At 64.7% G+C, this 26,388-nt stretch carries 24 protein-coding genes and 1 tRNA gene; 22 read left to right on the top strand and 3 right to left on the bottom strand.

Annotated elements, in window-relative coordinates:
- On the top strand, window positions 1-777 hold a 777-nt coding region (pssA, locus tag AP428_RS08930), incomplete at its 5' end, for a CDP-diacylglycerol--serine O-phosphatidyltransferase (RefSeq protein ID WP_054928011.1).
- Between the two features lie 342 nt (window positions 778-1,119).
- Window positions 1,120-2,664: a 2-isopropylmalate synthase gene (locus AP428_RS08925; protein ID WP_011545821.1), complete on the top strand. Its 1,545-nt coding sequence runs from the start codon at window positions 1,120-1,122 to the stop codon at window positions 2,662-2,664.
- A 72-nt stretch (window positions 2,665-2,736) separates the two neighbouring features.
- Here AP428_RS08925 and AP428_RS08920 read toward each other — a convergent pair whose 3' ends face one another.
- The 3 genes from AP428_RS08920 to AP428_RS08910 form a co-directional block, all read right to left on the bottom strand.
- On the bottom strand, window positions 2,737-4,287 hold the full coding sequence (locus AP428_RS08920) for a SulP family inorganic anion transporter (RefSeq protein ID WP_011545820.1): 1,551 nt from the start codon (window positions 4,285-4,287) through the stop codon (window positions 2,737-2,739).
- Window positions 4,288-4,328: 41 nt separating this feature from the next.
- Entirely contained in the window at window positions 4,329-4,973 is a 645-nt protein-coding gene (locus AP428_RS08915) for a carbonic anhydrase (protein ID WP_011545819.1), read from the bottom strand.
- A 383-nt stretch (window positions 4,974-5,356) separates the two neighbouring features.
- Complete coding sequence (locus tag AP428_RS08910) at window positions 5,357-5,869, bottom strand: hypothetical protein (protein WP_006478258.1); 513 nt, start codon at window positions 5,867-5,869, stop codon at window positions 5,357-5,359.
- A gap of 166 nt (window positions 5,870-6,035) precedes the next feature.
- Between AP428_RS08910 and AP428_RS08905 the strand changes: the two genes are divergently transcribed.
- The 20 genes from AP428_RS08905 (at window position 6,036) to AP428_RS08810 (ending at window position 26,380) form a co-directional block, all read left to right on the top strand.
- Entirely contained in the window at window positions 6,036-7,295 is a 1,260-nt protein-coding gene (locus AP428_RS08905) for a branched-chain amino acid ABC transporter substrate-binding protein (protein WP_011694333.1), read from the top strand.
- Between the two features lie 107 nt (window positions 7,296-7,402).
- The gene (gene rpsO / locus AP428_RS08900; protein ID WP_006398792.1) at window positions 7,403-7,672 is read left to right on the top strand and encodes a 30S ribosomal protein S15; all 270 of its coding nucleotides are present in this window, start codon (window positions 7,403-7,405) and stop codon (window positions 7,670-7,672) included.
- A gap of 290 nt (window positions 7,673-7,962) precedes the next feature.
- A complete protein-coding gene (gene pnp / locus AP428_RS08895; protein WP_011545817.1) occupies window positions 7,963-10,110 on the top strand; it encodes a polyribonucleotide nucleotidyltransferase in 2,148 nt (715 codons plus the stop codon).
- Window positions 10,111-10,258: 148 nt separating this feature from the next.
- Window positions 10,259-11,278 carry an NAD(P)H-quinone oxidoreductase gene (locus AP428_RS08890; protein WP_054928010.1) on the top strand — a complete coding sequence of 340 codons (1,020 nt, stop codon included), beginning with the start codon at window positions 10,259-10,261 and terminating at the stop codon, window positions 11,276-11,278.
- Between the two features lie 140 nt (window positions 11,279-11,418).
- Window positions 11,419-12,174, top strand: coding sequence for a triose-phosphate isomerase (gene tpiA, locus AP428_RS08885; RefSeq protein WP_006478261.1), 756 nt, complete (start codon window positions 11,419-11,421; stop codon window positions 12,172-12,174).
- A 72-nt stretch (window positions 12,175-12,246) separates the two neighbouring features.
- Complete coding sequence (gene secG, locus AP428_RS08880; protein WP_034201508.1) at window positions 12,247-12,624, top strand: preprotein translocase subunit SecG; 378 nt, start codon at window positions 12,247-12,249, stop codon at window positions 12,622-12,624.
- Between the two features lie 110 nt (window positions 12,625-12,734).
- Window positions 12,735-12,819 (top strand) — tRNA-Leu (locus AP428_RS08875).
- Between the two features lie 153 nt (window positions 12,820-12,972).
- Window positions 12,973-13,332 (top strand): NADH-quinone oxidoreductase subunit A, encoded by a 360-nt coding sequence (locus tag AP428_RS08870; RefSeq protein ID WP_006398798.1) that lies wholly within the window; start codon window positions 12,973-12,975, stop codon window positions 13,330-13,332.
- Window positions 13,333-13,394: 62 nt separating this feature from the next.
- Entirely contained in the window at window positions 13,395-13,874 is a 480-nt protein-coding gene (locus AP428_RS08865) for an NADH-quinone oxidoreductase subunit B family protein (protein WP_006398799.1), read from the top strand.
- Window positions 13,875-13,895: 21 nt separating this feature from the next.
- Window positions 13,896-14,498 carry an NADH-quinone oxidoreductase subunit C gene (locus AP428_RS08860; protein WP_006478264.1) on the top strand — a complete coding sequence of 201 codons (603 nt, stop codon included), beginning with the start codon at window positions 13,896-13,898 and terminating at the stop codon, window positions 14,496-14,498.
- Between the two features lie 9 nt (window positions 14,499-14,507).
- Window positions 14,508-15,761 carry an NADH-quinone oxidoreductase subunit D gene (locus AP428_RS08855; RefSeq protein WP_006478265.1) on the top strand — a complete coding sequence of 418 codons (1,254 nt, stop codon included), beginning with the start codon at window positions 14,508-14,510 and terminating at the stop codon, window positions 15,759-15,761.
- Window positions 15,762-15,945: 184 nt separating this feature from the next.
- Window positions 15,946-16,431, top strand: a complete 486-nt coding sequence (gene nuoE, locus AP428_RS08850; protein ID WP_006478266.1) for an NADH-quinone oxidoreductase subunit NuoE — start codon at window positions 15,946-15,948, stop codon at window positions 16,429-16,431.
- Window positions 16,428-17,738, top strand: coding sequence for an NADH-quinone oxidoreductase subunit NuoF (gene nuoF, locus AP428_RS08845; RefSeq protein WP_006478267.1), 1,311 nt, complete (start codon window positions 16,428-16,430; stop codon window positions 17,736-17,738). The genes nuoE and nuoF overlap by 4 nt, the downstream gene beginning before the upstream one ends.
- Before the next feature lie 82 nt (window positions 17,739-17,820).
- The gene (gene nuoG, locus AP428_RS08840; RefSeq protein ID WP_054928009.1) at window positions 17,821-20,151 is read left to right on the top strand and encodes an NADH-quinone oxidoreductase subunit NuoG; all 2,331 of its coding nucleotides are present in this window, start codon (window positions 17,821-17,823) and stop codon (window positions 20,149-20,151) included.
- A complete protein-coding gene (gene nuoH, locus AP428_RS08835) occupies window positions 20,152-21,219 on the top strand; it encodes an NADH-quinone oxidoreductase subunit NuoH (RefSeq protein WP_006478269.1) in 1,068 nt (355 codons plus the stop codon).
- Between the two features lie 10 nt (window positions 21,220-21,229).
- Window positions 21,230-21,718 carry an NADH-quinone oxidoreductase subunit NuoI gene (nuoI, locus tag AP428_RS08830; RefSeq protein ID WP_006478270.1) on the top strand — a complete coding sequence of 163 codons (489 nt, stop codon included), beginning with the start codon at window positions 21,230-21,232 and terminating at the stop codon, window positions 21,716-21,718.
- Between the two features lie 112 nt (window positions 21,719-21,830).
- Complete coding sequence (locus tag AP428_RS08825; protein WP_011545812.1) at window positions 21,831-22,481, top strand: NADH-quinone oxidoreductase subunit J; 651 nt, start codon at window positions 21,831-21,833, stop codon at window positions 22,479-22,481.
- Window positions 22,482-22,499: 18 nt separating this feature from the next.
- Window positions 22,500-22,805, top strand: a complete 306-nt coding sequence (nuoK, locus tag AP428_RS08820; RefSeq protein WP_006478272.1) for an NADH-quinone oxidoreductase subunit NuoK — start codon at window positions 22,500-22,502, stop codon at window positions 22,803-22,805.
- 17 nt (window positions 22,806-22,822) lie between these two features.
- Window positions 22,823-24,871, top strand: a complete 2,049-nt coding sequence (gene nuoL, locus AP428_RS08815) for an NADH-quinone oxidoreductase subunit L (protein ID WP_054928008.1) — start codon at window positions 22,823-22,825, stop codon at window positions 24,869-24,871.
- Between the two features lie 18 nt (window positions 24,872-24,889).
- Window positions 24,890-26,380: an NADH-quinone oxidoreductase subunit M gene (locus tag AP428_RS08810; protein WP_006484881.1), complete on the top strand. Its 1,491-nt coding sequence runs from the start codon at window positions 24,890-24,892 to the stop codon at window positions 26,378-26,380.
- The last annotated feature ends 8 nt before the right edge of the window (window positions 26,381-26,388 follow it).

The following is a 26,388-nucleotide window of genomic DNA, read 5'->3' as shown; positions in this document are numbered from 1 at the left end:
CTCGAGAGCCGCCGCGCCGCGCGCCAGCGGTTCCTGAAGACGCGCGGCATCTATCTGCTGCCGAACGCATTCACGACCGCCGCGCTGTTCTGCGGCTTCTTCGCGGTCGTGCAGGCGATGAACGTACGCTTCGAGATCGCCGCGATCGCGATTTTCGTGGCGATGGTGCTCGACGGGATGGACGGGCGCGTCGCGCGCATGACCCATACGCAGAGCGCGTTCGGCGAGCAGTTCGATAGCCTTTCCGACATGGTGTCGTTCGGCGTCGCGCCCGCGCTCGTGATGTACGAGTGGGTGCTGAAGGATCTCGGCCGCTGGGGCTGGCTCGCCGCGTTCGTCTATTGCTCGGGCGCCGCGCTGCGCCTCGCGCGCTTCAACACGAACATCGGCGTGGTCGACAAGCGCTTCTTCCAGGGGTTGCCGAGCCCGGCCGCCGCCGCGCTGATCGCCGGCTTCGTGTGGCTCGCGACCGACAACCGCGTGCCGATGAAGCTCGGCTGGCTGCCGTGGGTCGCGTTCGTGCTGACGATCTACGCGGGCGTGACGATGGTGTCGAACGCGCCGTTCTACAGCGGCAAGGCGCTCGACGTGCGGCACCGCGTGCCGTTCGCGGCGATCCTGCTCGTCGTCGTCGCGTTCGTGCTCGTGTCGTCCGATCCGCCGCTGATGCTGTTCTGCCTGTTCGTGCTGTACGGGCTGTCCGGCTACGTGTTCTGGGCCTACATGGCCATCCGCGGGCGCGCGAATCCGGCGCGCTCGTCGCAGCGCGATCACTGACGCCGACGCACGATCTGCCCGGAAACGGCGGCCTCGGGGCCGCCGTTTTCATTTGCCCCTTTTTCGAGCCGCGCCGCGCCGGTTCACGGTTCCCGGGTGCCGTCCCCGGGTGTCGTCCAATTGCGCGGCCCACGGAATGTCGCTATAGTCTGCGGCATGACTGCATTTCCCCGCTTCTCCCTCCTTCTAGCCGGTGCGCCGCTACGCGCGCCAGCTTCGGCGCGCCTGCCGCGCTGACCCGTTCTCGCCCTCCGTCTCAAGCCTCGTCTGTTGTTGAGCGTCGCCAGCGGTGGCGCGATCTCGTTACGTTTGACTTCCGTATAAAAGAGCCCTGGAGCCCCCATGACAGACAAGCTGATCATTTTCGATACGACGTTGCGTGACGGCGAGCAATCGCCCGGCGCGTCGATGACGAAGGAAGAGAAAATCCGCATCGCGAAGCACCTCGAGCGGATGAAGGTCGACGTGATCGAGGCGGGTTTCGCCGCCAGCTCGAACGGCGATTTCGACGCGATCCACACGATCGCCGGTCTCGTGAAGGACAGCACGATCTGTTCGCTGGCGCGGGCCAACGACAAGGACATCCAGCGCGCGGCGGACGCACTCAAGCCGGCCAACAGCGCGCGGATCCACACGTTCATCGCGACGTCGCCGCTGCACATGGAGAAGAAGCTGCGGATGACGCCGGACCAGGTGTTCGAGCAGGCGCGTCTCGCGGTGCGTTTCGCGCGCAAGTTCACCGACAACGTCGAATTCTCGCCGGAAGACGGCAGCCGTTCGGATCTCGATTTCCTGTGCCGTGTGCTGGAAGCCGTGATCGCCGAGGGCGCGACGACGATCAACATTGCCGATACGGTCGGCTACGGCGTGCCGGAACTCTACGGCAACCTCGTGAAGACGCTGCGCGAACGCATTCCGAACTCGGACAAGGCGATCTTCTCCGTGCATTGCCACAACGACCTCGGGATGGCGGTGGCGAACTCGCTCGCCGGCGTGAAGATCGGCGGTGCGCGGCAGATCGAATGCACGATCAACGGTCTCGGCGAGCGCGCGGGCAACACGTCGCTCGAGGAAATCGTGATGGCCGTGAAGACCCGCAAGGACTACTTCGGTCTCGACGTCGGCATCGACACGACGCAGATCGTGCCGACGTCGAAGCTCGTGTCGCAGATTACCGGCTTCGTCGTGCAGCCGAACAAGGCGGTGGTCGGCGCCAACGCATTCGCGCACGCATCGGGCATTCACCAGGACGGCGTGCTGAAGGCGCGCGACACCTACGAGATCATGCGTGCGGAAGACGTGGGCTGGACCGCGAACAAGATCGTGCTCGGCAAGCTGTCGGGCCGCAACGCGTTCAAGCAGCGTCTGCAGGAGCTGGGCGTGTCGCTCGACAGCGAAGCCGAACTGAATGCCGCGTTCATGCGCTTCAAGGATCTGGCCGACCGCAAGGCCGAGATCTTCGACGAGGACATCATCGCGATCGTGTCCGAGGAATCGGCGCTCGCGCAGGAACAGGAGCACTTCAAGTTCGTGTCGCTGTCGCAGCGTTCGGAAACGGGCGAGCAGCCGCAGGCGAAGGTCGTGTTCGCGGTCGAAGGCAAGGAAGTGACCGGCGAGGCGCGCGGCAACGGCCCGGTCGACGCGACGTTCAATGCGATCGAGGGTGAAGTCGGCAGCGGGTCCGAGCTGCTGCTGTACTCGGTCAACGCGATCACGACCGGCACGCAGGCGCAGGGCGAAGTGACCGTCCGGCTGTCGAAGAGCGGGCGGATCGTCAACGGCGTGGGCACCGATCCGGATATCGTCGCCGCATCCGCGAAGGCGTACATTTCCGCGCTGAACAAGCTGCACTCGAAGGACGACAAGCTCAACCCGCAGCGCGCGTAAGCGCCGCGCGTTGCGCGGCACCGAGACGCCCCGTGCGGCCCTGCGCCGCCGGGGCGTTTTTTCATTGGCCGCTCATTCCGCGGCCGGCGCGCGGAACAGCCAGCGGCGCGCCGCCGGGCGTGGCGCCGGATTGCGCCGGCGGAACTCGACCGCGATCCCGCGCCGCGGCGCATCGGCGACGAACGCATCGAGCAGTTCGAGCACGTCGTGATCGATGTAGTCGGCGCGCGTCGCGTCGATGATCACCGCCGCCCGGTCCGGAATGTGCCGCAGGTGGTGCTTGACCTGCACCTTGCCGAGAAACGACACGTCCTTGCGGAACGACAGCAGGAAGTGATCGTCATGCTGCGCGAGCGTGACGGGGCTCTTCAGGTTCGCGACGGCGACGGCCAGCACGCTGCATGCGAGGCCGAGCGCGATGCCGAACAGCAGGTCGACCGCCAGCACACCCGCGATCGTCGCCGCGAACGGCGCGAACGCGGCCGGGCCTTGCTTCATGACCGAGCGGAACAGCGCGGGCTTCGCGAGCTTCAGACCGGTGTGGATCAGGATCGCGGCCAGGCTCGCGAGCGGGATCAGGTTGATCAGGCCGGTGAGCGCAAACACGCTCGCGAGCAGCAGGACCCCGTGCACGATCGCGGACATCCGGCTTTGCGCGCCGGCGTTGACGTTGGCCGAACTGCGCACGATCACCGACGTGATCGGCAGGCCGCCGACGGCGCCCGCGACGAGGTTACCGACGCCCTGCGCCTTCAGCTCGCGATCGGGTTGCGTCGGCCGCCGCTTCGGATCGATCTGTTCGACCGCTTCGAGGCACAGCAGCGTCTCGAGGCTTGCGACGACCGCAAGCGTGATCGCCACGCGCCATACGTCCGGATTGAGCAGTTGCGCGAAGTTCGGGCCGAGCTCTGCATGCTTGAGCGATGCCGCGAGCGCCGCGAACGAGTCGAATTCGGGCAGCGTGACGCGATGGGCGGCGCCCGGTGCGGCTGCCGGTGCGACCACGCCGAGCACGAGCGTCGCGCCGATGCCGAGCACGACGACCGCGAGCGGCGCGGGTACCGAGCGCACCCACGCGAAGCGCTTGAGAGCCGGCGTGTCCCACGCGATCAGCAGCCCGAGCGACGCAAGCGCGATCACCGTGGCGGCCCATGCGGTCGGCAGGCTCGGCCAGTTCGCAAACGATTGCGCGGCCTGGCCGCCGAGGCCGAATGCGAACGGAATCTGCTTCACGATCAGCAGCAGGCCGATCGCGGCGAGCATGCCCTTGATGACCGGCGATGGCACGTAAGCGGCGAAGCGGCCGGCGCGCAGCATGCCGAAGCCGAACTGCAGCACGCCGGACAGCAGCACCGCGAGCAGGAACGCGGAGAAGCTGCCGAGTTGCGCGATCCCTTCGACGACGATCACGACGAGGCCGGCGGCCGGCCCGCTGACGGACAGCGACGAGCCGCTCAGCAGTGCGACGACGATGCCGCCGACGATGCCCGACACGAGCCCGGCGAACGGCTCGACGCCGGACGCATTGGCGATGCCGAGACAGAGCGGTAGCGCGACGAGGAAAACGACGATGCCGGCGACGATGTCGCGCGGCAGGGTGGATAGGCGCTCGTTCAGTTTCATGGTTGGGGTGGTTTCGTTGGCGTGGAGGGGCAGGGCGCGGGTCAACCGAGCGCGACGGCGGCAGCGCGCTCGGGCTCGGGCTCGGCTTCGGTCGGCGACGCCGCATAGCCGGAATCGAGCTCCTTCAGGCGGCCGTCGGCGAGCGAAAAGATCCAGCCATGCACGAGCGGTGGCCGCTCGCGGCCGCGCACGATCGGCGACGCGCGCAGCAGCCGCACCTGTTCGAGCACGTTCAGCTCGGCGAGGCGGTCGGCGGCGGCCATGTCGTCGAGCCCGTCGAGCGTGTCGCGATGGCGCCGCGCGAGTGCGCAGAGCGGCGCGATGCGGCGCGCGACGTGTGGCAGGTCGGCGGGCGGCGGCAGCAGCGATGCACGCACGCCGCCGCACCCGTAGTGACCGCACACGATCACGTGGTCGACCTTCAGCACCCGCACCGCGTACTCGAGCACGCTGGCGGAATTGTCGTCGTCGGGGTGGAACAGGTTCGCGATGTTGCGATGGACGAACAGCTCGCCGGGCGCGCAGTGCGTGATGGTTTCGGCTGGCACGCGGCTGTCCGCGCAACCGATCCACAGTACGCGCGGATTCTGGCCGCGCGCGAGCGCGTCGAAAAAGCCGGGCGTGTGTTCGCGCGTCTCGCGGGCCCAGGCAATGTTGGCAACCAGCATGCTCTTGGGGCGATTCATGAGGACTCCTTTTTGATAAAGGCAAATAAATATCGAACGAAATGGCGCAATCGCATGCTTTCTAAATTGAAAGGTTGGATTTTCGACTGATATTAGGGGTATGCCCTAGCACTGCGGGTGGGTTGATACAAATTGTTTCAAATTGATTGGGCGTAGTGCATTGCATGCACCAGTGCGACGCATGACATGCCCCGGGCGTGCCTGTTTCCCGCTACGGCCCGCATGACGGGGCGTTCAGTGTATTGCCATCGCAATGTCATCGATCGGAAAAGTTTTCCGTCTTATTCGTTGAATTAAATAAGGCAGCGGAAAAAATGAAATGGCCATTCACGCAATAATTCGTGAATGGCCATTGCGACAATTGCGTATAAATACGCAATCGGTCAGAACAGGGTGCGGCGATCGGGATCGTGCAGCGGGTCCGGTGTTTTCTGCGTGGTGCGCAGGATGCCCTGCGGATCGAAGTAGAAGCTGTACATCATGTACCAGACGTTGTCCTCGAGATACCGGTACGTCCAAACCTCGCGTTTCATCAGCGGGAAGTAGGAAGTCTCGACCGGGCGTCCGAAATTGACGAGGACGTCTGTCTTCGTCCACTTGCCGATCTCCGCGCGATAGAACTCGCTCGGCTGCAGTACCTGGCGCACGTTGACGATCCGGTGGGCTGCGTCGACGTCGGCCGCGACCGTGATTTCGCCCATCGGCTGAGTCGGCCACATCAGGCGCTTGCCGCCGCCGGGCAGGTCGTAGATCTCGCGCGGCGGGCCCATGCGCGCGACGATCGCCGACTCGTCCTGGCCGGCCTGGTATTGCTGCCACGGTTGCGCGCAACCGGCCAGCAGCGCGGCGGCACCGGCGATCAGCACGGGCAGGCGCGCGGGAATGCGAATGCGCATCGGATTCTCCAGAACACGGAAACAAGTCCCGTTTTATCACGGACGGCGCGCGACGGCGCATCGCGCGGAAAAAATCGGTGCGGATCGCAGGCTGTCGCGCTTGCGGGTGGCGGGCGCGGCGGCCTATGATCCGCGCTTCTCGGGCAGATTGAAGGGCAGGTGGCCGATGCAGGGGTGGAAACGGTGCGCGCTCGCGTGGAGCGCGGGGTGGATGCTGGTGTCGTCCGCGTTTGCCGGCGGCGAGCCGGTGCGGATCGCGCTGATCGAGGGGATGTCGGGCCCGTTCGCGAACGCGGGCGCGGCGGTGGAGCGCAACCTGCGCTTCGGTGTCGAGCGGGTCAATGCGGCGGGCGGCGTGAAGCTGCGTGACGGCGCGCATCCGCTCGAACTCGTCGTGCTCGACAGCAAGGGCAGCCCGGAGGAGGCGCTCGTGCAGTTGCGCGCGGCCGCCGACCGGCATGTCGGCTTCGTCGCGCAGGGCAACAGCTCGGCCGTCGCGGCCGCGCTCGTCGCCGCGCTCGACAAGCTGAACGCGCGCGATCCGGACAACCGGATGCTGTTCCTGAACTATTCGGCCGACGATCCGGCGCTGACCGGCGCGCGTTGCAGTTTCTGGCATTTCCGCTTCGATGCGCATGCCGGCATGCGGATGGCCGCGCTTGCGGACGTGATGGCGCGCGATCGCGCGCTGCGAAAGGTCTATCTGTTGAACCAGGACTACAGCTTCGGCCACGACGTCAGCACCCTCGCGCGGCAGGCGCTCGCGGCGCGGCGCCCGGACGTGACGATCGCGGGCGACGAATTCCACCCGATCGGCCGGATCAAGGATTTCTCGCCGTATATCGCGAAGATCCGCGCCAGCGGCGCGGACGCCGTCGTGACCGGCAACTGGGGCAACGACCTCACGCTGCTCGTGAAGGCGGCGCGCGAACAGGGGCTCGACGCGAAGTTCTATACGTTCTACGGCAACAGCCTCGGCGCGCCGGCGGCCCTCGGCGACGCGGGTGTCGGCCGCGTCGTGGCGGTGGCCGACTGGCACCCGAACGCGGGCGGCGCCAAGTCCGACGCGTTCTACCGCGCGTTCCGGACCCGTTTCCCGGCCGCGCAGGACGACTACCCGGTGCGGCGGATGAGCCAGATGATCGAGATGCTGGCCGCGGCGATGACCCGCGCGGGTTCGGCCGACCCGGTCGCGGTCGCGCGTGCGCTCGAGGGCCTGCCGTTCGACGACGGCTTCCACGCGTCGCGGATGCGCGCCCAGGATCACCAGTTGATCCAGCCCCTTTACGTGATGGAAATGGACAAGGTCGGCACGCCGGGCGTGCGCTTCGACAACGAGGGATCGGGCTACGGCTTCCGGACGGTGCTCGCGGTGCCGGCGCAGCGTACGGAGATGCCGTCGACGTGCTCGATGACGCGCCCGTGACGGAGGGCGGTAAGAACGGCACCGAGTTGTGCTACAATGCGCGCCGGTTGTAAGTCACGGCACGGCCATTCTTCCGTGTCCGCCTGTTCAGTTAGAAAGGAAATCACATGTCTGTTGCAGATATCAAGAAGTCGGAAGTCGTTGCTCAGTTCGCCCGCGGTACCAACGACACGGGGTCGCCCGAAGTCCAGGTCGCACTGCTGACCGCACGTATCGTCGAACTGACGGGTCACTTCAAGACCCACGCGAAGGATCACCACAGCCGCCGCGGCCTGCTGCGCATGGTGAGCCGCCGCCGCAAGCTGCTCGACTACCTCAAGGGCAAGGATGCCGACCGTTACCGCGCACTGATCGAGAAGCTGGGTCTGCGTAAGTAATCGAGGCGATTGCCGCCAGCAAGATGCCTGTGTCAGTCCGCTGATACAGGCATTTTGTTTTTGCGCGGTGCGTAGCGTCACACGCATCGCAGGCTGTCCGGCACGTTCGTGCGGGGCCGCCGCCACGACCGATACCGGGGCAGGATTTGTGTCATTCCAGCGCGCCGCTGCCTGAGCGCCGCGCTGGAATGGCATAAAAAACACACCTTGCTCCGGGTGATTCGGTCGGGACGCCGCCGCGCGGGATGGCCGGCGCGGCGAATGAAATGCATGAATACAAAGGAGCAACCATGTCCATGTTCAACAAGGTCGTGAAGGAATTCCAGTGGGGCCAGCACAAGGTGCGCCTCGAAACCGGTGAAGTCGCCCGCCAGGCGAGCGGTGCCGTGATCGTCGACGTCGAAGACACCGTCGTGCTGGCAACCGTCGTCGGCGCGAAGTCGGCGAAGCCGGGCCAGGATTTCTTCCCGTTGACCGTCGACTACCTCGAGAAGACCTACTCGGCCGGCAAGATCCCGGGCGGCTTCTTTCGCCGCGAAGGCCGTCCGTCGGAGCACGAGACGCTGACGTCGCGCCTGATCGACCGTCCGCTGCGCCCGCTGTTCCCGGAAGGCTTCTACAACGAAGTCCAGGTCGTGATCCACGTGCTGTCCGTGAACCCGGAAATCCCGGCCGACATCCCCGCGCTGATCGGCGCATCGGCCGCGCTCGCCGTGTCGGGCCTGCCGTTCAACGGCCCGGTCGGTGCCGCACGCGTGGCATACATCGACAACGCGTACGTGCTGAACCCGACGCGTGACCAGCTCAAGGCATCGAGCCTCGACCTCGTCGTCGCGGGTACGGAGCGCGCCGTGCTGATGGTCGAGTCGGAAGCCGACCAACTGTCGGAAGAAGTGATGCTGGGCGCCGTGGTGTTCGGCCACGAGCAGATGCAGATCGCGATCGACGCGATCCACGAACTGGTGCGCGACGGCGGCAAGCCCGAGTGGGACTGGCAGCCGGCGCCGAAGAACGAGGCGCTGATCGCGCGCGTGACCGAGCTGGCGCAGAACGATCTGCTCGCCGCTTACCAGCTCCGCGACAAGCAGGCGCGTTCGGCGAAGCTGAAGGAAGTCTATGCGGCAACCTCGGCGAAGCTCGAGGAAGACGCGCTGGCGGCCGGTACGGTCGCGGCCGACAAGGCCACGGTCGGCAACGTGCTGTTCGACATCGAAGCGAAGATCGTCCGTTCGCAGATCCTGAACGGCGAGCCGCGCATCGACGGCCGTGACACGCGCACCGTGCGTCCGATCGAAATCCGCACCGGCGTGCTGCCGCGTACCCACGGCTCGGCGCTGTTCACGCGCGGCGAAACGCAGGCGCTGGTCGTCGCGACGCTCGGCACGAAGGGTGACGAGCAGATCATCGACGCGCTCGAAGGCGAATACCGCGAGCGCTTCATGCTCCACTACAACATGCCCCCGTTCGCGACCGGCGAAACGGGCCGCGTCGGCTCGCCGAAGCGCCGCGAAATCGGCCACGGCCGTCTGGCCAAGCGCGCGCTGGTCAAGTGCCTGCCGAGCGCCGACGAATTCGGCTACTCGATCCGTGTCGTGTCGGAAATCACCGAGTCGAACGGTTCGTCGTCGATGGCGTCGGTGTGCGGCGGCTGCCTCGCGCTGATGGACGCCGGCGTGCCGATGAAGGCGCACGTCGCGGGTATCGCGATGGGCCTGATCCTCGAAGGCAACAAGTTCGCGGTGCTGACCGACATCCTCGGCGACGAAGATCACCTCGGCGACATGGACTTCAAGGTGGCCGGCACGGAGCAAGGCGTGACGGCGCTGCAGATGGACATCAAGATCCAGGGCATCACGAAGGAAATCATGCAGGTCGCGCTCGCGCAGGCGAAGGAAGGCCGCCTGCACATCCTCGGCAAGATGACGTCGGCGGTGTCGGGTGCGAACACGCAACTGTCGGAATTCGCGCCGCGCATGATCACGGTCAAGATCAACCCGGAAAAGATCCGCGACGTGATCGGCAAGGGCGGTTCGGTGATCCGCGCGCTGACGGAAGAAACGGGCACGACCATCGACATCTCGGATGACGGCGTCGTGACGATCGCCAGCACGAGCAGCGAAGGCATGGCCGAAGCGAAGAAGCGCATCGAGCAAATCACGGCCGAGATCGAAGTCGGTCAGGTGTATGAAGGCACGGTGCTCAAGCTGCTCGATTTCGGCGCGATCGTGAATCTGCTGCCGGGCAAGGATGGCCTGCTGCACATCTCGGAAATCGTCAACGAGCGCGTGAAGGACATCAACGACTACCTGAAGGAAGGTCAGCAGGTGAAGGTCAAGGTGATCCAGACGGACGAGAAGGGTCGCGTGCGTCTGTCGGCCAAGGCGCTGCTGAATGAAGCAGCGGCGGCAGCGCAGTCGGATACGCCGCCGCAGCAGTAAGCGGACAGGCGGATCAACGGCCGGCAGTGCGAAAGCGTGCCGGCCGTTTTTTCTGTAGCATCGTTGTGCGGCGCAGCAGCGCCGGCGAGGCGCCCGCGCCGTGCGCACGGGCGTGCCATCCGATTCCGATCCTGGAGCGACTCTCACCATGAAAGCCATCGAAATCACCGAATTCGGCGCCCCCGACGTGCTGAAGCTCGCGGAGCGTCCGCGCCCCGAACCGAAGCGCGGCGAGGTGCTGATCAAGGTGGCGGCTTCCGGCGTGAACCGGCCCGACGTGTTCCAGCGCAAGGGTGCCTATGCGCCGCCGCCGGGTGCGTCGGATCTGCCGGGCCTCGAGGTCGCGGGCGAGATCGTCGGCGGCGATTTGTCCGATGCGGCCCTGAACCCGTTCGGGCTGAAACTGGGCGATCGCGTGTGCGCGCTGCTCGCGGGCGGCGGCTATGCCGAATATGCGGTCGCGCCGCTGCCGCAGTGCCTGCCGGTGCCGGATGGTCTCACCGATATCGAGGCCGCCTCGCTGCCCGAAACGTTTTTCACCGTGTGGAGCAACGTGTTCGACCGTGCGCAGCTCGGCGCGGGCGAGGGCGGTGAGCAGGAGACCCTGCTCGTGCAGGGCGGCTCGAGCGGCATTGGCGTGACGGCGATCCAGATCGCGCATGCGCTCGGCTTTCGCGTGTTCGCGACGGCCGGCACCGCCGACAAATGCCGTGCGTGCGAGGCGCTTGGCGCCGAGCGCGCGATCAACTACAAGACCGAAGACTTCGTCGAAGTCGTGAAGTCGCTGACGCACGATCGCGGTGTCGACGTGATCCTCGACATGGTGGCGGGCTCGTACGTGCCGCGCGAGCTGGCCGCGCTCGCGGACGGCGGCCGTCTCGTGCTGATCGCGCTGCTCGGCGGCGCGAAGGCCGAGGTCAACCTGAGCGAGATCCTGCGCCGCCGGCTGACCGTGACCGGTTCGACGCTGCGTCCGCGCCCGGTCGAATTCAAGGCCCGTATCGCCGCGCAGCTGAAGGCGCGCGTGTGGCCGCTGCTCGCCGACGGCCGCATCAAGCCGGTGATCTATCGCGTGTTGCCCGCCGCGGACGCCGCACAGGCGCATGCGCTGATGGAAAGCAGCGAGCATACCGGCAAGATCGTGCTCGATTGGGGAACGAACGCCTGACGGCCCGTGCGGCGGGCTTGACATGCGCGGTTTGACCGGTTCAAGCCGCGCGCAGTAAAATCGCGGGTTTGCTTCGCCAGATCCAACCTGACGGCCGGGTTCCGGCACGTTAATGACAAGATAGTGACGAGACAGACACGATGTCGAAACAACGAACAAAGCGAGTGATCGGCAACTGGAAGATGCACGGCCGGCTGGCCGGCAACCAGGCGCTGCTGAACGAAGTGGTGCAGGGCGCGGGCACGGTGGCGGCTGAAACGTCGATCGGCGTGTGCGTGCCGTTCCCGTATCTCGCGCAGGTTCAGGCGCAGCTTGGCGGTGGCCGTGTCGCGTTCGGTGCGCAGGACGTGTCCGCGCACGAGCAAGGCGCATTCACCGGTGAGGTGGCGGCTGCGATGGTGGCGGAGTTCGGCGCGCGGTATGCGATCGTCGGCCACTCGGAGCGTCGCGCGTATCACGGCGAAAGCAACGAGACGGTCGCGGCGAAGACGCAGCGCGCGCTCGCGGCCGGCCTCGTGCCGGTCGTGTGTGTCGGCGAGACGCTCGACGAGCGCGAGTCGGGTGCGACCGAGCAGGTCGTCGGTGCGCAGCTCGACGCGGTGCTGGCCGTGCTGACGGCTGACGAGGCCGCGCGTATCGTCGTCGCGTACGAGCCGGTCTGGGCGATCGGCACGGGCAAGAGCGCGACGTCGGCGCAGGCGCAGGACGTGCATGCGTTCCTGCGGACGCGTCTCGCGGCAAAGGGTGCGGCGGACGTGTCCGTGCTGTACGGCGGCAGCGTGAAGCCGGACAACGCGGAAGAGCTGTTCGCGCAGCCGGACATCGACGGCGGCCTGATCGGCGGCGCGTCGCTGAAGGCGGAAGATTTCCTGGCGATCTGCCGGGCCGCGCGTTGAGCGGTCCGAGATCGAATTGAACCATGACGGCGGCCGGTCGGTCCGGTCGCCCGATCCAATCGGGTGGGTGTGATGCTGTTATTCAAGACGCTGATTATTGTGGTGCAGGTGCTGTCTGCACTCGGTGTGATTGGGCTCGTGCTGCTGCAGCACGGCAAGGGTGCCGACATGGGCGCCGCATTCGGCAGCGGCGCGTCGGGCAGTCTGTTCGGTGCGACGGGCTCGGCGAACTTCCTGTCGCGCACGACGGGCATTCTCGCGACGATCTTCTTCGTCGCGACGCTCGCGCTGACGTACCTCGGTTCGTACAAGTCGACGCCGTCGGCAGGCGTGCTCGGCACGGCAGTGACCGCGCCGGCATCGGCCCCCGCGGCATCGGCGCCGGCTGTCGCGGCGTCGGCTGCCGCCGGTTCGGCCGCAAGCGCGCCGGGCCAGGATGTCCCGAAATAAAAAGTTAATTTTTTTGCGGTTGTGCGTTGAACAAATCCGGAACTCGGGTTAGAATTTAATTCTTGAAGCGATTCGCGGGAACGAGCAGCACAACCCGAGTTGCATGCAGTGCCGACGTGGTGAAATTGGTAGACACGCTATCTTGAGGGGGTAGTGGCGAAAGCTGTGCGAGTTCGAGTCTCGCCGTCGGCACCAAAGTTACTCAATGCCAGCCGCTTCCAGTGGCTGGCATTTTTCATTTGTGGGGTGGGCTTGCGGTTGTCTTGCGATCGCCTGCACTCCGAAATGATTCCTTCCGCCGGAAGTGGTATTCTCCGGACGCTCAGAACCAACCGATAGAGGATTGCCTTGAACCTCGCAGCCTATTACCCCGTCTTGTTGTTCCTCCTCGTGGGCACTGGTTTAGGTATAGCGCTGGTCAGCATCGGCAAGCTCCTTGGTCCCAACAAGCCGGACGTCGAGAAGAACGCACCGTACGAGTGCGGCTTCGAAGCCTTTGAAGACGCCCGGATGAAATTCGACGTCCGGTATTACCTCGTCGCCATCCTGTTCATCATCTTCGATCTCGAAACCGCATTCCTGTTCCCGTGGGGCGTCGCGCTCCGGGACATCGGCTGGCCGGGTTTCATCGCAATGATGATTTTTCTGCTCGAATTCCTGCTGGGCTTTGCCTATATCTGGAAGAAAGGCGGGCTCGACTGGGAGTGATGGGTTAATCGCCGGTTTGCATGAGCGGCCACGCTCGGTCGCTCGTCTGGAGTGGAAAGCAAATGAGTATCGAAGGGGTCTTGAAGGAAGGGTTTGTCACCACGACGGCTGACAAGCTGATCAACTGGACGCGTACCGGCTCGCTGTGGCCGATGACGTTCGGGCTCGCGTGTTGCGCCGTCGAGATGATGCATGCGGGCGCGGCCCGTTACGATCTGGACCGGTTCGGCGTCGTGTTTCGCCCGAGCCCGCGTCAGTCGGACGTGATGATCGTCGCCGGCACGCTGTGCAACAAGATGGCGCCCGCGCTGCGCCGCGTGTACGACCAGATGGCCGAGCCGCGCTGGGTGATCTCGATGGGGTCGTGCGCCAACGGCGGTGGTTATTACCACTACTCGTACTCGGTGGTCCGCGGCTGCGACCGGATTGTGCCGGTCGACGTCTATGTGCCGGGCTGTCCGCCCACGGCCGAGGCGCTGGTCTACGGCGTGATCCAGCTTCAGGCGAAGATCCGCCGCACCAATACCATCGCCCGTCAATAAAGCCCCGAGCGTCCCCTCAATATGGCAAGCAAAATCGAGACCCTCAAGGCAAACCTCGAAGCCGCGCTCGGCGCGCGCGTGGTGAGCCTCACCGAAGCGATCGGTGAACTGACGCTCGTCGTGAAGGCGAGCGATTACCTCGAAGTCGCAAAGACGCTGCGCGACGATCCGAAGCTCCGTTTCGAGCAACTGATCGACCTCTGCGGCGTCGACTACCAGACCTTCGGTGACGGCGCCTACGACGGCCCGCGCTTCGCGGCCGTGTCGCACCTGCTGTCGGTCACGAACAACTGGCGCCTGCGCCTGCGCGCATTCGCGCCGGACGACGATCTGCCGATCGTGGCGTCGCTGGTCGACATCTGGACCTCGGCGAACTGGTACGAGCGCGAAGCGTTCGACCTGTACGGCATCGTGTTCGAAGGCCACCCCGACCTGCGCCGCATCCTCACCGACTACGGCTTCATCGGTCACCCGTTCCGCAAGGACTTCCCGGTGTCGGGCTACGTCGAAATGCGTTACGACCCGGAAGAGAAGCGGGTCGTGTACCAGCCGGTGACGATCGAGCCGCGCGAAATCACGCCGCGCGTGATCCGCGAGGATCGCTATGGCGGTCTGAAACATTAAGGGGGCGTCATGGCAGAAATCAAGAACTACACGCTCAACTTCGGCCCGCAGCACCCGGCAGCGCACGGCGTGCTGCGCCTCGTGCTCGAGCTCGATGGCGAAGTCATCCAGCGTGCCGATCCGCACATCGGCCTGCTGCACCGCGCGACCGAAAAGCTCGCGGAATCCAAGACCTTCATCCAGTCCGTGCCGTACATGGACCGTCTCGACTACGTGTCGATGATGGTCAACGAGCACGGCTACGTGCTCGCGATCGAAAAGCTGCTCGGCATCGAAGTGCCGGAGCGCGCGCAGTACATCCGCGTGCTGTTCGACGAAATCACGCGCGTGCTGAACCACCTGATGTGGATCGGCGCGCACGCACTCGACGTCGGCGCGATGGCCGTGTTCCTGTACGCTTTCCGCGAACGCGAAGACCTGATGGACGTGTACGAAGCGGTGTCCGGCGCCCGGATGCACGCGGCCTACTATCGTCCGGGCGGCGTCTATCGCGATCTGCCTGACGCAATGCCGCAATACAAGGCGTCGAAGATTCGCAACGAGAAGGCGCTTGCGAAGATGAACGAAGCGCGCAGCGGCTCGGTGCTCGACTTCATCGACGATTTCTTCACGCGCTTCCCGAAGTGCGTCGACGAATACGAAACGCTGCTGACCGACAACCGGATCTGGAAACAGCGTCTGGTCGGGATCGGCGTGGTGAGCCCGGAGCGTGCGCTGCAGATGGGCCTGACCGGCCCGATGCTGCGCGGCTCGGGCATCGCGTGGGACCTGCGCAAGAAGCAGCCCTACGAAGTGTACGATCGGATGGATTTCGACGTGCCGGTCGGCGTGAACGGCGATTGCTACGACCGCTATCTTGTGCGCGTCGAAGAAATGCGCCAGTCGATCCGCATCGCGAAACAGTGTATTGAGTGGCTCCGCAAGAATCCGGGCCCGGTGATGACGGACAATCACAAGGTTGCCCCGCCGTCGCGCGTCGGCATGAAGACCAACATGGAAGACTTGATTCACCACTTCAAGCTCTTCACCGAAGGTTTCCATGTGCCGGAAGGCGAAGCGTACGCGGCGGTCGAGCATCCGAAGGGTGAGTTCGGCATCTACCTCGTGTCCGATGGCGCCAACAAGCCGTATCGCCTCAAGATTCGCGCGCCGGGTTTCGCGCACCTGGCGTCGCTCGACGAAATGGCGCGCGGTCACATGATCGCCGACGCCGTCACGATCATCGGTACGCAGGACATCGTGTTCGGCGAAATCGATCGCTAATGGTTGCGCCGCCCGCGAGCGCGGGCGGCGAGCAGTCAGTCACACGCGAAGTCACAAGCGGTATGCGCCGAACCGGCGCGGCTTCGCAAGCTGTCAACAGAGTGAGCGCCAGGTCTGCCGTCCATGCACCCCAGTGTGCGGCAGGTTGTTCGTTCGGTAGGAATTGAAAGAGTCGTGTCTGAAAATGATCTCAGCTGAAGGCCTGAAGGAAATCGATCGAGCGTTGACGAAGTATCCCGCCGATCAGAAACAGTCCGCCGTGATGTCGGCGTTGGCCGTCGCTCAAGAAGAGCACGGCTGGCTGTCGCCCGAACTGATGCAGTTCGTCGCGGACTATCTCGGCATGCCGGCCGTTGCCGTGCAGGAAGTCGCGACGTTCTACACGATGTACGAGCTCAAACCGGTCGGCAAGCACAAGATCACGCTCTGCACGAACCTGCCGTGCCAGCTCGGCCCGCACGGCGGCGCGGAAGCGACTGCCGACTACCTGAAACAGAAGCTGGGCATCGGCTTCGGCGAGACCACGCCCGACGGCAAGTTCACGCTGAAGGAAGGCGAATGCATGGGCTCGTGCGGCGATGCGCCGGTGCTGCTGGTGAACAATCACAGAATGTGCAGCTTCATGAGCCGCGAGAAGATCGACCAGCTGCTTGAGGAGCTCTCGAAATGACGTCCCTCCACGACCGTCACATCAAACCGCTGATCCTCGCTGGTCTGAACGGCGAGAACTGGCACCTCGAAGACTACGTTGCGCGCGGCGGCTACAAGCAGCTGCGCCGCATTCTCGAAGAAAAGATTCCGCCCGAGCAGGTGATCGCCGACGTGAAGGCGTCGGGCCTGCGCGGCCGCGGCGGCGCGGGCTTCCCGACCGGCCTGAAGTGGAGCTTCATGCCGCGTCAGTTCCCGGGGCAGAAGTACCTCGTCTGCAACTCGGACGAAGGCGAGCCGGGCACGTTCAAGGATCGCGACATCCTGCGCTGGAACCCGCACGCGCTGATCGAAGGCATGGCCATCGGCGCATACGCGATGGGCATCACCGTCGGCTACAACTACATCCACGGCGAGATCTTCGAAGTGTATCGACGCTTCGAAGCCGCGCTCGATGAAGCACGCGCGGCCGGGTTCCTCGGCGACAACATCATGGGCTCGGAATTCTCGTTCCAGCTGCACGCGCACCACGGTTACGGCGCGTACATCTGCGGCGAGGAAACGGCGCTGCTCGAGTCGCTCGAAGGCAAGAAGGGCCAGCCGCGCTTCAAGCCGCCGTTCCCGGCGAGCTTCGGCGTGTACGGCAAGCCGACCACGATCAACAACACCGAGACGTTTGCCGCGGTGCCGTTCCTGCTGTCCATCGGGCCGCAGAATTACCTCGAGATCGGCAAGCCGAACAACGGCGGCACGAAGATTTTCTCGGTGTCGGGCGACGTCGAGCGCCCGGGCAACTACGAAGTGCCGCTTGGCACGCCGTTCGCGACGCTGATGGAGCTCGCCGGCGGGATGCGCGGCGGCAAGAAGATCAAGGCCGTGATTCCGGGCGGGTCGTCGGCGCCGGTGATCCCGGGCGACATCATGATGCAGACGGATCTCGACTACGACTCGATCGCGAAGGCCGGCTCGATGCTCGGTTCCGGTGCGGTGATCGTGATGGACGAGACGCGCTGCATGGTGCGTTCGCTGCTGCGCCTGTCGTACTTCTACTACGAGGAATCGTGCGGTCAGTGCACGCCGTGCCGTGAAGGCACCGGCTGGCTGTATCGCGTCGTGAACCGTATCGAGCACGGCGAAGGGCGCCAGGAAGATCTGGACCTGCTGAACTCGGTGGCCGAGAACATCATGGGCCGCACGATCTGCGCGCTCGGCGATGCGGCGGCGATGCCGGTTCGCGGGATGCTCAAGCACTACTGGGACGAATTCGCGTACCACGTCGAGCACAAGCACTGCATGGTCGGCGGCCACGCGCACGCGGCGGCAGCCTGAAGCGAACCCGGTTGCGGAATTTGAGCGCACGGTCGGGCCAAGGCGCGAACGGGCGGAAATAGGTTAAGGACCATTCACCATCATGGTTGAACTTGAAATAGACGGCAAGAAGGTCGAGGTGCCCGAAGGCAGCATGGTGATCCAGGCTGCGCACAAGGCGGATACGTACATTCCTCACTTCTGCTATCACAAGAAACTGTCGGTCGCGGCCAACTGCCGGATGTGTCTCGTCGAAGTCGAGAAGATGCCGAAGGCCGTACCTGCCTGCGCGACCCCCGTGTCGGCCGGCATGATCGTCCGCACGCAGTCCGACAAGGCTGTGAAGGCGCAGCAGTCGGTGATGGAATTCCTCCTCATCAATCACCCGCTCGATTGCCCGATCTGCGATCAGGGCGGCGAATGCCAGTTGCAGGATCTGGCGGTCGGCTACGGCAAGTCGTCGTCGCGCTACTCGGAAGAAAAGCGCGTGGTGTTCCACAAGAACGTGGGCCCGCTGATCTCGATGGAAGAAATGTCGCGCTGCATCCACTGCACGCGCTGCGTCCGCTTCGGCCAGGAAATTGCCGGCGTGATGGAGTTCGGCATGCTGGGCCGCGGCGAGCATTCGGAAATCACGACGTTCGTCGGCAAGACGGTCGACTCCGAAATGTCGGGCAACATGATCGACCTGTGCCCGGTCGGCGCGCTGACCAGCAAGCCGTTCCGCTACAGCGCCCGTACGTGGGAACTGTCGCGCCGCAAGTCGGTGAGCCCGCACGATTCCGTCGGCGCGAACCTCGTCGTGCAGGTGAAGAACAACCGCGTGATGCGCGTGCTGCCGTTCGAGAACGAAGCGATCAACGAATGCTGGATCTCGGACAAGGACCGCTTCTCGTATGAAGGCCTCAACAGTGAAGAGCGCCTGACGAAGCCGATGCTGAAGCAGGGCGGCCAGTGGATCGAGACCGACTGGCAGACCGCGCTCGAATACGTCGCGAAGGGCCTGAAGGGCATCGCCGCGGATCACGGCGCGAACGCGCTGGCGATGCTCGCGAGCGCGCACAGCACCGCGGAAGAGCTGTTCCTCGTGAAGCAGCTCGCCAACGAACTGAAGACGCCGAACGTCGACTTCCGTCTGCGTCAGCAGGATTTCTCGGCACCGGTCCAGGGCGCGCCGTGGCTCGGCATGCCGATCGCCGATCTGTCGAACGTGGACGCCGCGTTCGTCGTCGGGTCGTTCCTGCGCCGCGACCACCCGCTGTTCGCATCGCGCCTGCGTCAGGCTGCGAAGAACGGCGCGAAGCTGCATTTCCTGCACGCGACCGGTGACGATTCGCTGATCCCGACCGCGCAACGCATCGTCGCCGCGCCGTCCGCATGGCTCGACGAGCTGGCCGGCATCGCCGCCGCCGTCGCGCAACTGCGCAGCGTCGCGCTGCCCGACGCGCTCGCGGGCGTCACGGCATCGCCGGCCGCCCAGGCTGTCGCGCAGTCGCTCGCGAACGGCGAACGCCGCGCGGTGCTGCTCGGCAACGTCGCGGTCCGTCATCCGCAATTCGCGAAGCTGCACGCCGTCGCGCAGTGGATCGCCGACAACACCGGCGCCACGTTCGGCTTCCTGACGGAAGCGGCGAACACGGTCGGTGCGCACGTCGTCGGCGCACTGCCGGGCGAAGGCGGCCTGAACGCACGCGAAGCGTTCGAGCAGCCGCGCAAGGGCTATGTGCTGCTGAACGTCGAACCGGAATTCGACACCGCCGATCCGGCACAGGCGCTTGCCGCGCTGAACCAGGCTGAAATGGTCGTCGTGATGTCGCCGTTCAAGCACGGCCTCGACTACGCCGACGTGCTGCTGCCGGTCGCGCCGTTCACGGAAACGGCCGGTACGTTCGTCAACGCGGAAGGCACCGTGCAGAGCTTCAACGGCGTCGTGCGCCCGCTCGGCGACACGCGTCCGGCCTGGAAGGTCCTGCGCGTGCTGGGCAGCCTGCTCGGCCTGCCGAGCTTCGAATACGAGACCGCGGAAGAAGTGCGTCTCGCCGCGCTCGGCGACGCCGGCGTCGCGGGCCGCCTGTCGAACCAGACGTCGGTCGCGCCGGCCCGTGCCGCGGCGAATGCCGCGAATGGCGGTTTCGAGCGCCTGGCCGATGTGCCGATCTATCACGCCGACGCACTTGTGCGCCGCGCGGGTGCGCTGCACCTGACGGCCGCCGCGAAGGCGGCGAATGCCGCAGCCCTGCCGGCCGCGCTGTTCGACAAGCTGGGCTTGAAGGAAGGCGACGCCGTGCGCGTGCGCCAGGGCGAGCGTGCGGTGCAGTTGCCGGCCGTGCGCGACGCGAATCTTGCGGAGACGGTCGTTCGCGTGTCGGCGGCGACGCCTGCCGGCGCAGCGCTCGGCAGCCTGTCCGGTGAACTGGTGGTGGAGAAGGCGTAAATGAGCTTGTTCGATACGATCAACGCGGGCGGGGCCGAGCTTCTCGGCTTCGCGTGGCCGACGGTGTGGGCAGTCGTGCGCATCCTCGTCGTCTCCGTCGTCATCCTGCTGTGCGTCGCGTACCTGATTCTGTGGGAACGCAAGCTGATCGGCTGGATGCACGTGCGTCTCGGCCCGAACCGCGTCGGCCCCGGCGGCCTGCTGCAGCCGATCGCCGACGTGCTGAAGCTGCTGCTGAAGGAAGTCATTCAGCCGAGCGCCGCCAGCCGCTGGCTGTACCTGATCGCGCCGGTGATGACGGTCGTGCCGGCGTTCGCGGTGTGGGCGGTGATTCCGTTCCAGGCGGAAGCCGTGCTCGCGAACGTGAACGCGGGCCTGCTGTACGCGATGGCGATCTCGTCGATCGGCGTGTACGCGGTGATTCTCGCCGGCTGGGCGTCGAACTCGAAGTACGCGTTCCTCGGCGCGATGCGCGCCGCGGCGCAGATGGTGTCGTACGAAATCTCGATGGGCTTCGCGCTGGTGCTCGTGCTGATGACGGCCGGCAGCCTGAACCTGTCGGAAATCGTCGGCTCGCAACAGCACGGCTTCTTCGCCGGCCACGGCGTGAATTTCCTGTCGTGGAACTGGCTGCCGCTGCTGCCGGCGTTCGTCGTCTACTTCATCTCGGGCATCGCCGAAACGAACCGTCACCCGTTTGACGTGGTGGAAGGGGAGTCGGAGATCGTCGCGGGTCACATGATCGATTACTCGGGCATGGCGTTCGCGCTGTTCTTCCTCGCCGAGTACATCAACATGATCGTGATCTCGGCACTGGCCGCGACGCTGTTCCTCGGCGGCTGGGACGCACCGTTCGAATTCCTGTCGTTCATCCCGGGCATCTTCTGGCTGGTGCTGAAGGTCTTCGCGCTGCTGTCGGTGTTCATCTGGGTGCGCGCGACGTTCCCGCGCTACCGTTACGACCAGATCATGCGTCTGGGCTGGAAGGTGTTCCTGCCCGTCACGGTGGTCTGGGTGATCGTGGTTGGCTTCTGGATGATGTCGCCGCTGAACATCTGGGTGAAGTAAGGACGAAATCATGACGGCTATCCAACACTTCTTTAAGACTTTCTTCCTGACCGAGCTGCTGAAGGGGCTCGCGCTGACCGGTCGCTACACGTTCAAGCGCAAGTTCACCGTGCAGTTCCCGGAAGAGAAGACCCCGATTTCGCCGCGTTTCCGCGGGCTGCACGCGCTGCGCCGCTACGAAAACGGCGAAGAGCGCTGCATCGCGTGCAAGCTGTGCGAGGCCGTGTGCCCCGCGCTGGCGATCACGATCGAATCGGAAACGCGCGCGGACAACACGCGCCGCACGACGCGCTACGACATCGACCTGACGAAGTGCATCTTCTGCGGTTTCTGCGAAGAGAGCTGCCCGGTCGATTCGATCGTCGAGACGCAGATTCTCGAGTACCACGGCGAAAAGCGCGGCGACCTGTATTTCACGAAGGAAATGCTGCTCGCGGTGGGCGATCGCTACGAGAAGGACATCGCCGCGGCGAAGGCTGCCGACGCGCCGTATCGTTGATTGTGTTTGCAGTGCCGGCCCGGCATGAACGATGCACGGGCCGAGCCGCCGCGACGGGTGCGGGCGTTCCGCAAGCCGCGCCTGACTATGGCCTAACGATGAACCGGTAATCATGGAATTCACGACCGTACTGTTCTACATCTTCGCGCTGCTCCTGGTGGTATCAGGGCTGAAGGTGATCACTTCGCGCAACCCGGTGGCGTCTGCGCTTTTCCTTGTGCTGGCGTTCTTCAACGCCGCCGCGATCTGGATGCTGCTGGAAGCGGAGTTCCTCGCGATCCTGCTGGTTCTGGTCTACGTGGGCGCGGTGATGGTGCTGTTCCTGTTCGTCGTGATGATGCTGGACATCAACATCGACTACCTGCGCCGCGACTTCAAGCGCTTCGTGCCGATGGCGACCGTGGTCGGCGCGATCATCGTGATCGAAACCGCGCTGATCCTGTGGCGCGGTTACGGCGACACGCACACCGTGCATGCGATGGCGACGGGCGAGATGGCCAACTGGTCGAATACGCGCCTGATCGGCAAGGTGATCTACACCGACTACATCTTCGCGTTCGAAATCGCCGGCCTCGTGCTGCTGGTCGCGATCATTGCCGCGATCGGGCTGACCGAACGCAAGGGCAAGGACAGCAAGCGCCAGCGCGTGTCGGATCAGGTCAAGGTGCGCCGCAACGACCGCGTGCGCCTCGTGAAGATGGAAGCGGACAAGCCGCAGCCGGAAACGGCGCAGAGCGAAGCCGGTTCGGGCACCAACGGCTAAGCGGAGGAAAAGAAAACCATGCTGACTCTTGCTCACTACCTTGTGCTCGGCGCGATCCTGTTCGCGATCGCGATCGTCGGGATTTTCCTGAACCGCCGCAACGTCATCATCATCCTGATGTCGATCGAACTGATGCTGCTGGCGGTGAACACCAACTTCGTCGCGTTCTCGCATTACCTCGGCGACGTGCACGGCCAGATCTTCGTGTTCTTCGTGCTGACCGTCGCCGCCGCGGAAGCCGCGATCGGCCTCGCGATTCTGGTGACCCTGTTCCGTAAGCTCGACACGATCAATGTCGAGGATCTCGATCAGCTCAAAGGTTAATTTCAGGCTACGCTGTTATGTCAACGACACTCAATGAAAACCTGCTGCTGGCGATTCCGCTCGCTCCGCTGGCCGGCTCGCTGATTGCGGGGCTGTTCGGGAACGCAGTCGGGCGCAAGGGCGCACACCGGATCACGATCCTCGGCGTATTGATCGCGTTCCTCCTGTCGGCGAAAGTCTTCTTCGACGTGATGGGCGGCGCGAGCTTCAACGCGACCGTCTACGAATGGATGAACGTCGGCTCGCTGAAGCTCGAAGTCGGCTTCCTCGTCGATTCGCTGACCGCGATGATGATGGTCGTCGTGACCTTCGTCTCGCTGATGGTGCACGTGTACACGATCGGCTACATGGCGGAGGAAGACGGCTACCAGCGCTTCTTCTCGTACATCTCGCTGTTCACGTTCTCGATGCTGATGCTCGTGATGAGCAACAACTTCCTGCAGCTGTTCTTCGGCTGGGAAGCGGTGGGTCTGGTGTCGTACCTGCTGATCGGCTTCTACTTCACGCGTGAGAGCGCGATCTACGCGAACATGAAGGCGTTCCTCGTGAACCGCGTGGGCGACTTCGGCTTCCTGCTCGGCATCGGCCTGCTGCTCGCGTTCGCCGGCTCGATGAACTACGGCGAAGTGTTCGCGAAGCGCGCCGAACTGGCGAGCCTGCACTTCCCGGGCACCGACTGGGGCCTGCTGACCGTTGCCTGTATCTGCCTGTTCATCGGCGCGATGGGTAAGTCGGCCCAGTTCCCGCTGCACGTGTGGCTGCCGGACTCGATGGAAGGCCCGACCCCGATCTCGGCGCTGATTCACGCGGCGACGATGGTGACGGCCGGCATCTTCATGGTGTCGCGCATGTCGCCGCTGTTCGAACTGTCGGATACCGCGCTGTCGTTCATCACGGTGATCGGCGCGATCACGGCGCTCTTCATGGGCTTCCTCGGCATCGTCCAGAACGACATCAAGCGCGTGGTCGCGTACTCGACGCTGTCGCAGCTCGGCTACATGACCGTCGCGCTCGGCGTGTCCGCTTACCCGGTCGCCGTGTTCCACCTGATGACGCACGCGTTCTTCAAGGCGCTGCTGTTCCTCGGCGCCGGCTCGGTCATCATGGGCATGCACCACGACCAGGACATGCGCAACATGGGCGGCCTGCGCAAGTACATGCCGATCACGTGGATCACGTCGCTCGTCGGTTCGCTCGCGCTGATTGGCACGCCGTTCTTCTCGGGCTTCTACTCGAAGGACTCGATCATCGACGCGGTGAAGCTGTCGCACCTGCCGGGTTCGGGCTTCGCGTACTTCGCGGTCGTCGCGAGCGTGTTCGTCACGGCGCTGTACTCGTTCCGCATGTACTTCCTGGTGTTCCACGGCGAGGAGCGCTTCCGCAAGCCGAAGCATCCGGAATCGCCGATGGGCATGGCGGCCGCGCACGGTCACGGCGATCACGGCCACGGTCATGACGACCACGCGCACGAGCCGCACGAGACCCCGTGGGTCGTGTGGGTGCCGCTGGTCCTGCTGGCGATCCCGTCGGTGATCATCGGCGCGATCGCGATCAGCCCGATGCTGTTCGGCGATTTCTTCCAGCACGGCGTCGCATTCGACAAGGTGATCTTCATCGGCGAAAACCATCCGGCACTCGCCGAGATGGCCGAAGAGTTCCACGGCTGGGTGGGCATGGGCCTGCACTCGGTGTCGGGCCTGCCGGTGTGGCTGGCGCTCGCCGGTGTGGTCGTCGCGTGGTTCCTGTACCTGAAGCGTCCGGAGCTGCCGGCGTCGATCCGCCGCGCGTTCGGCCCGATCTACACGCTGCTGGACAACAAGTACTACATGGACAAGATCAACGAAGTGGTGTTCGCCCGCGGTTCGGTGGCGATCGGCCGCGGCCTGTGGAAGGAGGGTGACGTCGTGGTGATCGATGGCCTCGTCAACGGCAGCGCCCGGTTCATCGGCTGGTTCGCCGGCGTGATCCGCTTCCTCCAATCCGGTTACATCTATCACTACGCGTTCGCCATGATCATCGGCATGCTGGGGCTCCTGACCCTGTTTGTAACGCTCGGCGGCAAATAAGGCGGGGAGACAACACTAATGCACGCTTTTCCGATTCTCAGTACCGCGATCTGGCTGCCGATCGTTTTCGGCCTCCTCGTGTTGGCGGTAGGTAACGACAAAAATCCGGGGACGGCCCGCTGGGTTGCGCTGATCGGCGCGCTGCTCGGCCTCGCGGTCACGATCCCGTTGATCACGGGCTTCGACTCGAGCACGGCCGCGCTGCAGTTCGTCGAGAAGTCGACCTGGATCGAACGCTTCGACATTGCGTATCACCTCGGCGTCGACGGCATCTCGATGTGGTTCGTCGTGCTGACCGCGCTGATCACGGTGATCGTCGTGATCGCCGCATGGGAAGTGATCACCGAGAACGTCGCGCAGTACCTCGCGGCATTCCTGATCCTGTCCGGGATCATGATCGGCGTGTTCTCGGCGGCCGACGGCCTGCTGTTCTACGTGTTCTTCGAGGCGACCCTGATCCCGATGTACATCATCATCGGCGTGTGGGGCGGCCCGAACCGCGTGTATGCGGCATTCAAGTTCTTCCTGTACACGCTGGCCGGCTCGCTGCTGATGCTGGTCGCGCTGATCTACCTGTACACGGAAACGCATTCGTTCGACCTCGCGACGTGGCAGAACGCGAAGATCGCGATGACGCCACAGATCTTGCTGTTCATTGCCTTCTTCCTCGCGTTCGCGGTGAAGGTGCCGATGTGGCCGGTGCACACGTGGCTGCCGGACGCGCACGTGGAAGCGCCGACAGGCGGCTCGGTCGTGCTGGCTGCGATTATGCTGAAGCTCGGCGCATACGGTTTCCTGCGCTTCTCGCTGCCGATCACGCCTGACGCGAGCCACTTCCTGGCACCCGTCGTGATCACGCTGTCGCTGATCGCGGTGATCTACATCGGCCTCGTCGCGATGGTGCAGGCCGACATGAAGAAGCTGGTCGCGTATTCGTCGATCGCGCACATGGGCTTCGTCACGCTCGGCTTCTTCATCTTCAACCAGCTCGGCGTCGAAGGCGCGATCATCCAGATGATCTCGCACGGCTTCGTGTCGGGCGCGATGTTCCTCTGCATCGGCGTGTTGTACGACCGCGTGCACTCGCGCCAGATCGCCGACTACGGCGGCGTCGTGAACGTGATGCCGAAGTTCGCGGCATTCGCGATGCTGTTCTCGATGGCCAACTGCGGCCTGCCGGGTACGTCGGGTTTCGTCGGCGAGTTCATGGTGATTCTCGCGGCCGTCCAGTACAACTTCTGGATCGCATTCGGCGCGGCATTCACGCTGATCCTCGGCGCGGCCTACACGCTGTGGATGTACAAGCGCGTGTATTTCGGCGCGGTGGCGAACGATCACGTCGCCAAGCTGAAGGACATCGGCCGTCGCGAATTCCTGATGCTGGCCGTGCTCGCCGCGTTCACGCTGCTGATGGGCCTGTATCCGAAGCCTTTCACCGACGTGATGCACGTTTCCGTCGAAAACCTCCTCTCCCACGTCGCGCAGTCGAAGCTGCCGCTGGCCCAGTAATCGCGAGC

The organism is Burkholderia sp. E168m22, from assembly GCF_001319805.1.
In the GTDB taxonomy this organism is placed as follows: Bacteria; Pseudomonadota; Gammaproteobacteria; order Burkholderiales; family Burkholderiaceae; genus Burkholderia; species Burkholderia orbicola.
The sequence above is the reverse complement of the archived record's forward strand: the minus strand, read 5'-3'. Positions and strand labels throughout refer to the sequence as shown.